Origin of the sequence: Sphingomonas alpina (assembly GCF_014490665.1) — a bacterium.
GTDB classification, from domain to species: domain Bacteria; phylum Pseudomonadota; class Alphaproteobacteria; order Sphingomonadales; family Sphingomonadaceae; genus Sphingomonas; species Sphingomonas alpina.
Genome location: NZ_CP061038.1, coordinates 3,011,754 through 3,024,555, shown reverse-complemented (window position 1 = coordinate 3,024,555; position 12,802 = coordinate 3,011,754). Strand labels below are relative to the sequence as shown.

The 12,802-nt window shown below is 62.7% G+C and carries 13 protein-coding genes; 12 read left to right on the top strand and 1 reads right to left on the bottom strand.

All coding sequences use genetic code 11. The features are described from left to right. Nucleotides 1-16: 16 nt before the first annotated feature. Entirely contained in the window at nt 17-1,360 is a 1,344-nt protein-coding gene (locus H3Z74_RS13950) for a methyl-accepting chemotaxis protein (protein WP_187764325.1), read from the bottom strand. 184 nt (nt 1,361-1,544) lie between these two features. Between H3Z74_RS13950 and sdhC the strand changes: the two genes are divergently transcribed. From sdhC to H3Z74_RS13890, 12 genes are all read left to right on the top strand, one after another. Further along, nucleotides 1,545-1,955, top strand: coding sequence for a succinate dehydrogenase, cytochrome b556 subunit (sdhC, locus tag H3Z74_RS13945; protein ID WP_187760242.1), 411 nt, complete (start codon nt 1,545-1,547; stop codon nt 1,953-1,955). 1 nt (nt 1,956) lies between these two features. Continuing rightward, nucleotides 1,957-2,343, top strand: a complete 387-nt coding sequence (gene sdhD, locus H3Z74_RS13940; RefSeq protein ID WP_187760241.1) for a succinate dehydrogenase, hydrophobic membrane anchor protein — start codon at nt 1,957-1,959, stop codon at nt 2,341-2,343. Beyond that, the gene (sdhA, locus tag H3Z74_RS13935; protein ID WP_187760240.1) at nt 2,343-4,148 is read left to right on the top strand and encodes a succinate dehydrogenase flavoprotein subunit; all 1,806 of its coding nucleotides are present in this window, start codon (nt 2,343-2,345) and stop codon (nt 4,146-4,148) included. Before sdhD ends, sdhA begins: the two co-directional genes overlap by 1 nt. A gap of 40 nt (nt 4,149-4,188) precedes the next feature. Next, entirely contained in the window at nt 4,189-4,749 is a 561-nt protein-coding gene (locus H3Z74_RS13930) for a hypothetical protein (RefSeq protein WP_229726578.1), read from the top strand. Nucleotides 4,750-4,775: 26 nt separating this feature from the next. Further along, complete coding sequence (locus H3Z74_RS13925) at nt 4,776-5,192, top strand: hypothetical protein (protein ID WP_187760238.1); 417 nt, start codon at nt 4,776-4,778, stop codon at nt 5,190-5,192. Between the two features lie 35 nt (nt 5,193-5,227). Then, on the top strand, nt 5,228-5,656 hold the full coding sequence (locus H3Z74_RS13920; protein ID WP_187760237.1) for a hypothetical protein: 429 nt from the start codon (nt 5,228-5,230) through the stop codon (nt 5,654-5,656). 44 nt (nt 5,657-5,700) lie between these two features. Continuing rightward, nucleotides 5,701-6,198 carry a hypothetical protein gene (locus H3Z74_RS13915; protein ID WP_187760236.1) on the top strand — a complete coding sequence of 166 codons (498 nt, stop codon included), beginning with the start codon at nt 5,701-5,703 and terminating at the stop codon, nt 6,196-6,198. 116 nt (nt 6,199-6,314) lie between these two features. Continuing rightward, complete coding sequence (locus H3Z74_RS13910; protein WP_187760235.1) at nt 6,315-7,115, top strand: glycoside hydrolase; 801 nt, start codon at nt 6,315-6,317, stop codon at nt 7,113-7,115. A 110-nt stretch (nt 7,116-7,225) separates the two neighbouring features. Continuing rightward, nucleotides 7,226-8,221, top strand: a complete 996-nt coding sequence (locus H3Z74_RS13905) for a C13 family peptidase (protein WP_187760234.1) — start codon at nt 7,226-7,228, stop codon at nt 8,219-8,221. Between the two features lie 100 nt (nt 8,222-8,321). Next, nucleotides 8,322-10,148 carry a DUF885 domain-containing protein gene (locus H3Z74_RS13900; RefSeq protein ID WP_187760233.1) on the top strand — a complete coding sequence of 609 codons (1,827 nt, stop codon included), beginning with the start codon at nt 8,322-8,324 and terminating at the stop codon, nt 10,146-10,148. Between the two features lie 119 nt (nt 10,149-10,267). After that, nucleotides 10,268-11,665 carry a cell envelope integrity protein CreD gene (gene creD / locus H3Z74_RS13895; protein WP_187760232.1) on the top strand — a complete coding sequence of 466 codons (1,398 nt, stop codon included), beginning with the start codon at nt 10,268-10,270 and terminating at the stop codon, nt 11,663-11,665. 343 nt (nt 11,666-12,008) lie between these two features. Further along, complete coding sequence (locus H3Z74_RS13890; protein WP_187760231.1) at nt 12,009-12,794, top strand: succinate dehydrogenase iron-sulfur subunit; 786 nt, start codon at nt 12,009-12,011, stop codon at nt 12,792-12,794. The last annotated feature ends 8 nt before the right edge of the window (nt 12,795-12,802 follow it).

Below are 12,802 nucleotides of genomic sequence, written 5' to 3'. Positions count from 1 at the left end.
GTCGTCCTCCCAATGCTCATGCAGCGACTTTGGCGATGAACTCGCCTGCGCTGTTCTTGAGTGTCCCCAGTCTTGCTTCGAGCGAATCGAAGCCCTTGCCGACACGGTCGATCTCCGATGCGACGGTTTCGGTATCTTCGCGGATCGCGGCGATGGTATTCGACATCGAATCCGCGGCGAGCGCGGTTTCATCGACCGCCGCGGTGATCGCGGTCACGGTCTGCGCCTGCGCCTCCATCGCGGAGCGGATGCGGTTGGCGCTTTCCTGCACCTCGGCGACAGTTGCCTTGATCGATGCATTTGTATCGACGGTCGAACGCGTGGCCGACTGTATCGCGGCGATCTTGGCGGCGATATCGTCGGTCGCGCGGGCGGTCTGGTTGGCGAGGCTCTTCACTTCCTGCGCAACGACCGCGAAGCCGCGGCCGGCATCGCCGGCGCGAGCCGCCTCGATCGTCGCGTTCAGCGCGAGCAAGTTGGTCTGCCCGGCAATGTCACGGATCAGGCCGAGGATGGATTCGATCGACTTGGCGTGATCGGACAGGGTTTCCGACATGCCGACCGCCGTGCTCGCCTGGGTCGAGGCGCGGGTGGCAATCTCGCGCGCTGCCTCGACTTCGGTGCGGGCGTCTTCGATTGCCCGGATCAGTCCAGCGGCGGTATGGGCGGCTTCGCGCATCGCGACCGCAGATTGCTCGGCAGCGGCGGCGACTTCAGAGGTTTTGCCGAGCATGCCGCGTGCGGAGTTGGAGGTGCTGACCGACTGGCCGCGCAGCACGCCCGATTCCTGCGTTGCGCTCTCGACCATCCGGGCGATGCCGTCGCGGAATTCGGTTGCGAGGCGATCGCGCGCGGTCTGGGCACTATGTTCGCGATAGCCATTGTAGATCGCGACCGTGATTTCGCCCTCGAGCGCGGAAAGGCGCATCAGCGTGTCGATCAGTACCGGCAACTTCACATCGGCATGATCGACTCGCTTGGTAAGGATGTTGAGCGCGGCGCGGTCGCTGGCGTTGATCATCGACAGCAAGGCCAGCGGCGACACATCATTGGTATAGGCGGCGGCGACCGAGCGCTCGACCGATTCGACCCAGGCACGACCCTTGGTGTCCATGAAGCGGTTGCGCAGGAAGACGCAGCCGACCTCGATCATCTTGTCGGTTTCGTGTGGCGCCCAGATGCGTTCGTCGGCGAAGCAACGAAGCCATTGTTGCCAATAAGCCTCGGATACAGCCCGGATATCGGGTTCGAGCACAGCCCAGGCGTCGCGGCTCGCGCTGGCGAGCGATCCGTCGAAATCGAACACGCGCAGGCGCGCGGTCAGATCGATTTTCGCGGCGATCGTGCCGGGGGCAGGCAGGTCGTTGGCGTCCAAGTGCGAAACTCCGTCTGGGCGACCCGGATATGGTCCCGTGGTTCTGTGTCTTTGGGCTAACCCGATTTGGTTAAGAGGCAGTTAGGACACGGATGTGAGAGGCGTTCCGTCTTGCATCGCGGCATAGGCGGACTAATAGGTCCAGCATTGCCTGACGAAGGACTTGCTCTTGGCCACCAAACCGCCCGTCGCCCGCCCGCTCAGCCCACATGTGTGGCATGTGCGCTGGCCGATCACGATGACCGTGTCGATCGTGCACCGTGCCACCGGCGATGGCATGGCAACCGTCGGCACCGGGGCGTTCGTGTGGTGGCTCGCGGCACTCGCCGGCGGCAAGGACAGCTATGCGACCTTTCTGCATGTCTTCACCCAGTTCTGGGGCGGGGCGATCGGCTATGTCGTGGGAATCGGCCTGACGCTGTCGTTCTTCCAGCACATGGCAACCGGCATCCGCCATTTCCTGCTCGATACCGGCGCCGGATATGAATTGAAGAGCAACAGGATCGGCGCCTGGCTGACGGTGATCGGATCGGTCACGCTGACCGCCGCCTTCTGGCTCTATCTGCTGGGGGGCAAATAAGATGGGCAACGGCACCAATCTCGGCCGCGTCCGCGGTCTCGGCAGCGCAAAGCATGGTGCGCATCACTGGTGGCATCAGCGGCTGACGGCGGCGGCGAATCTGGTGCTGATGCTGTGGTTCATGATCGCGATCGCGCAACTGCCGGCTTATGATTATGCGACGGTGCGCAACTGGGTTTCATCGGCCTGGGTGGCGATCCCGCTGATCCTGCTGGTTGCTTCGGTCTTCTATCACTTCCGGCTCGGGCTGCAGGTTCTGATCGAGGATTATATCCATGACGAACTGCAGGTCGTGCTGATGATCGTGCTCAACTTCTTCACCGTCGGCACCGCCGCGGTGGCCATCTTCTCGATCCTCCGGATCGCCTTTACCGGGACGCCTGCATAATGGCCGAAGCAGCCTATAAGATCATCGACCACACCTATGATGCCGTGGTCGTGGGCGCGGGCGGTTCGGGCCTGCGTGCGACAATGGGCATCGCCGAGGCGGGCCTGAAGACCGCATGCATCACCAAGGTGTTTCCGACGCGCAGTCACACCGTTGCGGCGCAGGGCGGTATCGCCGCGTCGCTCGGCAATATGGGGCCGGATCACTGGACCTGGCACATGTTCGACACCGTCAAGGGGTCGGACTGGCTCGGCGACCAGGATGCGATCGAATATATGGTGCGTGAGGCGCCAGCCGCGGTCTACGAACTCGAACATGCCGGCGTGCCGTTCAGCCGCACCGATGAAGGCAAGATCTATCAGCGCCCGTTCGGGGGCATGATGCAGAATATGGGCGAAGGTCCTCCCGCGCAGCGCACCTGCGCTGCCGCCGACCGCACCGGCCATGCCATGCTCCACGCGCTCTATCAGCAGAGCCTGAAGTATGACGCCGATTTCTACATCGAATATTTCGCGCTCGACCTGATCATGGAAAATGGCGTGTGCCGTGGTGTGATCGCCTTGTGCATGGACGATGGGTCGATCCACCGCTTCCGCTCGCACTCGGTCGTGCTGGCGACGGGCGGCTATGGTCGCACCTATTTCTCCGCGACGTCGGCGCATACCTGCACCGGCGACGGCGGTGGCATGGTGCTGCGTGCGGGGCTCCCGCTGCAGGACATGGAGTTCGTTCAGTTCCACCCGACCGGCATCTACGGCGCCGGCGTGCTGATCACCGAGGGCGCGCGCGGCGAGGGCGGGTATCTGACCAATAGCGAAGGCGAGCGTTTCATGGAGCGCTATGCTCCCTCGGCCAAGGATCTCGCGTCGCGCGACGTGGTGTCACGCTCGATGGCGATGGAAATCCGCGAAGGCCGCGGTGTCGGCAAGGAGAAGGATCATATCTATCTCCATCTCGACCATATCGATCCCAAGGTGCTGCACGAACGACTGCCCGGCATCACCGAAACCGGCAAGATCTTCGCCGGCGTCGACCTGACGCGCCAGCCCCTGCCGGTCACACCGACCGTGCATTACAATATGGGCGGTATCCCGACCAATTATCACGGCGAGGTCGTCCAGCTGAAGGATGGCAATCCGGACACCGTCGTCCCGGGCCTGTTCGCAGTCGGTGAGGCCGCGTGCGTCTCGGTGCACGGCGCGAACCGACTGGGCTCCAACTCGCTGATCGATCTGGTGGTGTTCGGCCGCGCGACAGGCCTGCGCCTCAAGGAAACTCTCAAGCCCGGCACGTCGCACAATCCGCTGCCCAAGGGATCGGAGGAGCTGGCGCTCGGCCGGCTCGACCATTTCCGGAACGCCAAGGGCGGGTCGCCGACCGCCGAGGTGCGGCTCGAAATGCAGCGGACGATGCAGAAGCATTGCGCGGTGTTCCGCTCCGATGAGTTGCTCAACGAAGGCAAGACGCAGATCGCCAAGACCTATCAACGGATGGCGGATGTCGATGTGAAGGACCGCTCGCTGATCTGGAATACCGATCTGGTCGAGACGCTCGAGCTCGACAATCTGATTGCCCAGGCAGTGGTGACGATGGACTCCGCGGCCAATCGCAAGGAAAGCCGTGGTGCACACGTCAACGAGGACTTCCCGGACCGCGACGACGCGAACTGGATGAAGCACACCACTGCGACATTCGACGGCTGGGGCGGCAAAGGCGGTGCGACGACGCTCGGCTTCCGCCCGGTGCATGATTACACGCTCACCGACGACATCGACTATATCAAGCCGAAGAAGCGGGTTTACTGAGGGCTCCGAACGGCCCTTACGGGGCCGTGGAGAATCGTAGATGGAGTATCCTATGCGTCTCGGTGGGAACATGGTGCTGGCGGTGGTGATGCTGGCTGGGCTGTGTGGGGCCGCATCGCTGCACGCCATGGCGCATGCTTCCGGGGTGGACGATACCGTTTCCGATGCCGAGATGCTGAGCAGTGCGATCGCCGCCTGCAAGTCCGATAATTTTGACGGCTTCTTCGAATTGTTCACGCAGAATGATGCGGTACGCAAGGCGCATCTGGCACCGCAGATCGAGGTCCGAGCCCTGCAGCAACCGGGCAAGCTGATGCGCAGCATCATTGGGCGCGACTATCGTGATTACCGGATCGCGATGCAGGATTATCAGTATGTCGATGCGGCGGCGCCCGCCGGACAGGACAGCCGTCAACAGATGCAGATCAAACCGCGCTTGCTGAGCGGCAAGACCTGGCAGGTCGATTATATAAAGGTCGAATATGACGGCAAGGGCGAGGGCGACGATCCGGGCGCACTTGTTCGGACCATCGGCAAGCCGGGTGCCTATATCTTCGAATTCAGCAATGGATGCTGGCAGCTCACCCGCGACCTGCGTTGAGTCCGGTTCTGCGCGTGACATGTCCGATGCGTAAAATCCGCTTCGCCATGACCGCGATCCTCATTGCACTGGCCGGTGCCGTTCCCGCAGCGTCTGCCGCGGTCTGTCCGTCACAGAATTTTCCGGCCTTTCTCGATACCTTCATGAACGATGTCGCTACGCAACGGGCCTTCACCGCGCGTCCGCTGCGGAGCATCGTGATCGATGCCATGGCCGAGCCCGAGCCGAAACCGGTGACGCGCATGATCGCCGTGCCGGTATTTCCGGTCATGCCCAATGCGCGAAAACAGGCCGATGCCGGTTTGCGGCGGAGCGTGTCGAACCAAGCTGAGGGCGAAGTCGAGGTGACGCTGGCCGGCAGGGATAGCGATTATCAGATGCGCTACACCTTTCGAAAGGCTGATTGCTGGCAGCTCTATCGCATCGAGGACGACTCGCTTTAAAGTGCCGCATTACTCAGTGGCAGGGGTTTTGAGTTATGCGTCAATGGATCATCGTCGGATCGGCCGCAGCGATCATGCTGGTTGCGGGTAATCCTGCGGCTGCACGCAAGGCGGCAGCGGCACAAACCGTCAGCAGTTTGCTGAAGGGCGCGTCCGAGCAAGGTGGGCCGTCCTATGCCACTTTCCGCAAGGTTGCGATCGGCGAGGGCTGGGTTCCGGCGCCGCAACCCGATTGTACCAAGGAGGTCTATGGCCTGGACGGTCCGTTGCCCGGCAAGGCGAACATTTGCGACGCGCTGCCCGAGATTGAGAGCTGCAGCAGCAACGGGCTGTGCCTGATGATCTTCAAGCACAAGGTCGACAAGCGATCGCTGTCCGTCACCACCTATGGCGATTATAACTCATGGGATACGCCCGGCGAGGAGGGCGCGCTGTATGTGCAGGGCGGCGACATCGGGCGGTAACGTCCGGTGTCTGGATTTGGACGGATGGATGGAGTGGGCGTAAGATGAGCACGAAACTGGGCGCTGCCATCGCGGTGGCCACAATGATGGTCGGCGGACCGATTTTCGCCAGGGGCGGGACAGCGCCCGATCTGGCCGGCTATGCCGGCAAATATCCCTATGACAAGGTGAAGGGCGTCAGCTTCCTCGGCCATCCCCAGGTGCGTGCGGCGATCGAGGCCGCCGTTCCCGCGGGCGATATTCGCGATGATGTGCTGGCCGGCAAAGGAGTCACCGTCCCGATCCTGAAAACGCAGGGCAGGCTTTTCTCCCGCACCTTCGATCCGGCCAGCGGCGGCGATGTGAACTGGGCGATTCTGATGATCGCCGACGGGAGCAAGGCGGCGGTCTGCTATTCGACCGGCATCGAGAAGGATGTACGCGGCGCGGATTGGTATCTCGACGGCAAGATCGCATTCACTTTGTATGAGATGTGCCCTTCGACGGCCGCCGAGGTCGAAAGTGCCGTGGGCAACTGGCCGATCGGGCCGATCCCGGGGTGAGCCGGTCGATGATGCGGGCCAGATGGGCACTGGCATGGACCCTCGGGCTCTTCCTAATGGCCCTTGCGGCGCCGGGATGCGCTGTCTCGCCATCAGCCGAGCCGCCCGTTATCACCGTGCCGCCGGCGGTGCTTGCGCTCGATCCGTTCTATGTCCGCTATCTCGATGCCGGCGGCATCCCGATCATCTCCTCGGCAAAGGTGCCCGATGACGCACTATTGAAGGCGCACGACATCGTCGTTGCGATGCTCGCGGCGCGGCCCGATCTCAACCGTGCTTTGATCGTGCGCGGGCAGCGGGTCGCCGTGATGGCGGCGGACGAGGGGACGGTCGATATTCCCGAGCAGCGCGGCTGGAAAAAGCCGCCGCGCGACGATCCGCGGCTGACCTTTTGCGAAGCGAAACATTATGACGAACGCATCGGTCGACTAAGCGATCGCGATTACTGGAATGGCCGCGCGCGGGGCATGGCCGGCATCCTGACCACCGGCACGGTCGAGAATCTGCTGGGGTGGAAAAGCTCGCGCTATTACGGCGAGAACATCTTCGTCCATGAATTCTCGCACAACATCCTCGATGCGATCCGCGCCGCCGATCCTATTCTCTACGCAAGAGTCGAGGCTGCCTATGCCGCGGCGCTGAAACAGGGGCTGTGGAAGGGCGAATATACTGCGGTCAATGTTGACGAATATTGGGCCGAAGGGACGCAGTTCTGGTTCAATTCGAACATGGTGGCGACATTCGACGGGCGGGTCGTGCTGTCCGATGCCGACCTTGCCGCCTATGATCCGGCCCTGAACAAGGTGTTGGCTGCGGCTTACGGCACCAACCATCATCTGACGGCGGACAGCTTCTATCTCTCGGCAGCACGGGTGCCGCCCGGGCCACTTCCCAAATTCACCGCAGAGATTTGTTGAGCGGCATATGCCGGGATTTTTTCTTCTGTACCGCATGGAATAAAAATCAGCGCAGTCCGTTGACATGGGGCTGGCGCACACTGACATTCCTGCTTCAAGCGGAGGTGTGCATGGGGCGTGTTGCCGGTATTGCGAAATGGCTTCTCGGTGCGAGCATCGCCCTTGCTGCCGCATCCGTTCCGGCGCAGCAGTCCTACCGCCCGCCCGAACATACTCAGCCGCCGCCCTTCTATTCCGCCATCACTGCCGAACAGGCGGCCTACCTCGCCGATCTCGGCCTGTCGTCCGAGCGCGATCGCACGGCGAAATGGCAGCTTGCCGAACATCGCCGCATCGACCGCGCGCTTGCCGGCCTGCAGCCGCAACGCAAGGGTGTGGTGGACGCCTATATCGTCAGCGTAGCGCTCGACAGCGACCCGGTATTCGGACGCGAGGCGCGCGAAGCCGGCAAGGTTCTGTCGCGACGCTACGACGCGGCGGGGCGTACGATCGTGCTGGCCGGTAGCGACGGCAGTGCGGAGAGCAATTTGCCGCGCGGTGCGCCCGACACGCTCGCTCTGGTCCTGGCGCGGGTCGCCGAACTGATCGACACCAAGGAAGACGTGCTTATTCTCTACACGACGAGCCATGGCGGGCCGATGGGCATTGTCTATAACGACGCCGATTCGGGTTACGGCATGGTGTCGCCGCAAAGGCTGTGGAGCCTGCTCGGCGCGCTCGGGATCGAACGGCGGATGATCCTGGTCAGCGCCTGTTATTCGGGGATTTTCATCCCCCTGTTGTCGACCGACGACAGTGTGGTGATGACCGCTGCGTCGGCGGATCGCACCTCGTTCGGATGCCAGGCGGACAGCGACTGGACCTTTTACGGCGATGCGTTGATCAATCACGCCCTGCGCAAGGCGCAACCGATCGCTATCGCTGCAGAGGAAGCAGCGCGCCTGGTCGGTGAGTGGGAGGCGAGGGGCAAGGTAACCCCCTCCTTGCCGCAGGTGTCGATCGGCGCCAGGGCGGGGGTGTGGCTCGCTGCACTCGACCGCCGCACACCGGCGATGGCCACCACCCCGATAGGCAAACCCGCCGTCTCGCTGCTTGATCAGCCGTAAGATACCGATCGCGGCGCGACCGGTCCGGCTTGATCTGATGCTTGTCGCAGGCGGTTTAGCGACATAAGACAGTGCATCATCTTATCCAGAGGAAACCGCCTTGCGTTTCAAACTGCTGACTGCCGCTCTGCTCTGCGCTTCTGCCGCCACGCCGGCTCTGTCTCAGGCGTTGCCGCCGCCCGCTTCGGTCGCCGGCGACAGTGCGGAAGACGCAAAGCTCAAGCAGCTATTCTACGATAGTGACGAGGCATCGTTGAAGCGCAATCCGATCTCGGCCATTTTCCGCGGCGACCTGCGCTATGCCGACCGGCTCGGCGACTATCTGTCCGACGCCTATCTCGATGGCGAGCGCAAGGCGGGCGAGGCCGATCTTCGCTCGCTTGGTGCAATCGATCGCAGCAAGCTCACTCATGTCGATCAGATCGCCTATGACGTGTTCCGCAATTCGACCGAGATCAGCCTGCGCGGTTATAGCCCCGAGATCGTCGCGCTGACGATCGTCCGGCCGATCGATCATTTCAGCGGATTCCAGACCTTCTATCCCGATTTCGCATCGGGCCAGGGCGCGGCGCCGTTCAAGACGGTTGCGGACTATGACAACAGCCTGAAGCGCAGCACGCAATATGCCGCCTTGCTCGACCAAGCGATCGAGCGGTTTCGCCAGGGCATGAAGACCGGGGTCGTCCAGCCCAAGCTGACCGTGCGCAACATGATCGAGCAGTTCGACAACATCATCACGCAAGGGGTCGAGACATCGGCATTCTACGGTCCGGTCAAGAGCTTCCCGGCGGGCATTTCGGTCGCCGACCAGACGCGGCTGCGTGCCGCCTATGCGGCGCAGATCCGCGACGTCCTGCTGCCCGCACACAAGCGGATGCGCGATTTCCTCGCCAATACCTATCTCGCCGCGGCGCGAGACAGTGTGGGCCTGTCGGGTATGCCCGGCGGCGACAAGCTTTATGCCTATCTGATCGAATCCAGTACCACGCTGCCGCTCAAGGCCGAAGAGGTGCACCAGCTTGGCCTGTCGGAAGTCGCGCGCATCCTGAAGGCGATGGAGGTGCAGAAGGCGGCGGTCGGCTTCAAGGGCACACTGCCTGAATTCTTCACCTTCCTGCGCACCGATGCGCAGTTCGCGCCCAAATCGGCTGAGCAGCTGCGCGACGGCTATCGCGCAATCGGCAAGCGCATCGAGGCGCGGATCCAGGAGCAGTTCTCGCTCCTGCCCAAGACCCCGCTCGAGATTCGTCCGGTCCCGGCGTACAAGGAAAAGACCGAGGCAGGCGGCTCCTACCAGAGCGGCACGCCGGATGGCACGCGGCCGGGCGTGTTCTATTACAACACCTATGATCTGCCCTCGCGCTATATGTGGGAGATGGAGACGCTCTATCTGCATGAGGCGGAGCCGGGGCATCATTTCCAGATCAGTCTCGCTCAGGAAAACGCCGCACTGCCGGCGTTCATGCGCTTCGGCGGCAACACCGCCTATGCCGAAGGCTGGGGCCTGTATGCCGAGACGCTTTGGCCTGAACTCGGGATGGAAACCGATCCCTATCAGCGCATGGGCGGTCTGAACGATGAGATGCTCCGGGCAATGCGCCTGGTCGTCGATACCGGCATCCACGCCAAGGGATGGACCCGTGAGCAGGCGATCGATTATATGCTCGCCAACTCACCGATGGCGCGAACCGATGCGACTGCCGAGGTCGAGCGCTACATCGCCATTCCGGGGCAGGCGCTGGCCTACAAGATCGGCCAGCTGACCATCAGCCGGACCAAGGCGAAGGCCAAGGCGGCGCTTGGCGACAAATTCGATCCACGCGCTTTCCATGCGCAGGTGCTGGACACCGGCGCGCTGCCGATGCCGGTGCTGGAAAAGAAGATCGACGCCTGGATCGCGGCAACGGGTGGCAAGACGGCGCGGTAACACGGGCGCTGTAATCGGGCCGGTCTGCACATATTCTGCACAAAGGTTTCACTTGATCAACTTTGGCCGCCGGCCATGCCGCATCCTATCGCGGACCTCTCTAACAGAGGGAGTTGATCATGTCGGATGATGTCGTCGCTGAACGCCCGCCCGGGCGTAAATTGCTGTTCGCGATTCTGGTCGGGGCGCTGCTCGCGATCCCGCTCTTCGCGATTTACCTGCTCGTCTATGATCGCCAGTCGCAGTCCGAGACCGCGCGGTCATCGATCGCCGAGGGGTGGGGCGGACCGCAGACAATCGCCGGGCCGGTGCTGATCATTCCCTATAGCGAGCAGGTCAGCGAGACCGTCACCGAGGGCGGCAAACAGGTCGTGAAGACCAACACGGTGTGGCGCGAACTGACCGTCTCGCCGAGCGCCGTGGACATCAAGTCGGACCTGAAGCCCGAACGTCGCCATCGTTCGATCTATGATGCTGTCGTCTATGAAGCGCGCAACACCGGCACTGCGAAGTTCGCATTGCCCGCCGACCTGCAGCGTTTCGGCGTCACGATCGATCAACTTGCGCTTGACCGTGCCGAGTTGCGCTTCGGCCTGCGCGATGCGCGCGGCCTGTTCGGTCCGCCGCCCTCGGTGGTGGTGGACGGCCGCCGCCTGCCGCTTCAGCCGGGCAACGGCCCATCCGAAACCAGCGGTTCCGGCTTCTTCACCTGGCTCGACGCGGCGGCGCTGCGCGAACGGACGATCGCGGTCAGCTTCGACTATGCCTTTCGCGGCAATGGCTGGCTCGCTTTGCTGCCGCAGGCCGGCGACACGCGCTGGACGGTCAGTTCGAAATGGCCGCACCCAAGTTTCACTGGCGGATTCCTGCCGATCGCGCCCAGCGTCAAGGACGATGGTTTCACGGCGACCTGGCGCGTCGGCAATCTCGCTTTGGGCAGTGCGCTCGTTTCTACCGAACGCGCCAAGCCGGATGCGGTCAAGGAGCCCTATGAGCGCGGCACTGCCTCGCTGCGCCAGGCGGCGGGGGACTATGAAGCTCGCGTCGATCTGGTCACGCCGGTCGATCTCTACAGCCAGGTCAATCGCAGCGTGAAATACGGGTTCCTGTTCATCGGCTTTACCTTCATCGCCTTTCTGATGTTCGACGTGATCGGTGGCGTGCGTGTCTCTACGGTCGAATATCTGCTGGTCGGCGTCGGGCTGGTGCTGTTCTTCGTCATGCTGCTGGCCTTTGCCGAAGTGGTCGGCTTCTCGCCCGCTTATGTCCTGGCGGCAGGGGCGATCATCGGCCTGCTCACCGCCTATTCCTCGGCGGTGCTCGGCAGCTGGCGGCGCGGCGTGTATATCGCCGGCCTGCTCACCGCACTCTATGGAGTGCTCTATATCCTGCTCAGCCTGGAGGCCTATTCGCTGGTCATCGGATCGCTCTTGCTCTTCGCAGCGCTGGCGGCAGTGATGTACCTCACCCGTGGGCTCGATTGGGGCGGGGTCCGCATCGCACAGATGAAGATCTAGCCCGGACTCAAGCCGGGAGTAGCGCCGGCCCGTTCCTCCGCCCGGTACCCGATAATCTCGGGAGCCGGACGGGAGAGCGGGCCGCTGCGCCAGATCGAGAAGCCGCCCGTGCTGATCAACGGCACGGCGCGGTCATGAGTTTCACGCGCGCTCCGTCGTGGATTTCCCGGGTTTGGCGTCGATCCGCAATTCTTCTATCTCTTCACAAACAAAAGCGCATGGCTGCACAGGCCGCATGCCGCACGGCCGTCTAAGCATTTGCGGCACCCCCCGCCTTGTGTATCGGCTTGGCGACATCGCGCGGCGGGACCGCGCAGCAAGACTGTACGGGGACGTTGTACCGATGGCTGAGTTTTCCCTGCCGAAGAACAGCAAGATCAAGAAGAACGGCAAGGTCCACAAGGCGCCTGCCGAGGCGAAGAAGATCAAGAATTTCAAGGTCTATCGCTACGATCCGGACGCCGGCGAGAATCCGCGCTACGATACGTTCGAGATCGACCTCGACAGCTGCGGTCCGATGGTGCTCGACGCGCTGATCAAGATGAAGTCCGAGCAGGACAGTTCGCTGACCTTCCGCCGCTCGTGCCGTGAAGGCATTTGCGGATCCTGCTCGATGAACATCGACGGCAAGAACGGCCTCGCCTGCACCACCGCGATCGAGGATGTGAAGGGCGATGTAACGATCACGCCGCTGCCGCACATGGAAGTGATCAAGGACCTGGTCCCTGACTTCACGCATTTCTACGCGCAATATGCCTCGATCAAGCCATGGCTGCAGACCGTCACCCCGCCGCCCTCGGGCAAGGAGCGGCTGCAGTCGCCGGCGGACCGCGAGAAGCTCGACGGGCTGTACGAATGCATCCTGTGCGCCTGCTGCTCGACCTCGTGCCCGAGCTATTGGTGGAACAGCGACAAGTTCCTGGGCCCGGCGATCCTGTTGCAGGCCTATCGCTGGCTCGCCGACAGCCGCGACGAAATGACCGGCGAGCGACTCGATGAGCTCGAGGATCCGTTCCGCCTGTATCGCTGCCACACGATCATGAACTGCGCGAATGTCTGCCCCAAGGGTCTGAACCCGGCCAAGGCGATCGCCGAGATCAAGAAGATGGAAGTCGAGCGGGTTCTTTAAGGCATCCG

Coding starts and splice junctions, on each gene's coding strand:
- H3Z74_RS13920 (WP_187760237.1), top strand. CDS start 5,228: ATGCGTCAATGGATCATCGTCGGATCGGCCGCAGCGATCATGCTGGTT.
- H3Z74_RS13915 (WP_187760236.1), top strand. CDS start 5,701: ATGAGCACGAAACTGGGCGCTGCCATCGCGGTGGCCACAATGATGGTC.
- H3Z74_RS13890 (WP_187760231.1), top strand. CDS start 12,009: ATGGCTGAGTTTTCCCTGCCGAAGAACAGCAAGATCAAGAAGAACGGC.
- H3Z74_RS13925 (WP_187760238.1), top strand. CDS start 4,776: ATGCGTAAAATCCGCTTCGCCATGACCGCGATCCTCATTGCACTGGCC.
- H3Z74_RS13930 (WP_229726578.1), top strand. CDS start 4,189: ATGGAGTATCCTATGCGTCTCGGTGGGAACATGGTGCTGGCGGTGGTG.
- H3Z74_RS13905 (WP_187760234.1), top strand. CDS start 7,226: ATGGGGCGTGTTGCCGGTATTGCGAAATGGCTTCTCGGTGCGAGCATC.
- sdhD (WP_187760241.1), top strand. CDS start 1,957: ATGGGCAACGGCACCAATCTCGGCCGCGTCCGCGGTCTCGGCAGCGCA.
- sdhA (WP_187760240.1), top strand. CDS start 2,343: ATGGCCGAAGCAGCCTATAAGATCATCGACCACACCTATGATGCCGTG.
- creD (WP_187760232.1), top strand. CDS start 10,268: ATGTCGGATGATGTCGTCGCTGAACGCCCGCCCGGGCGTAAATTGCTG.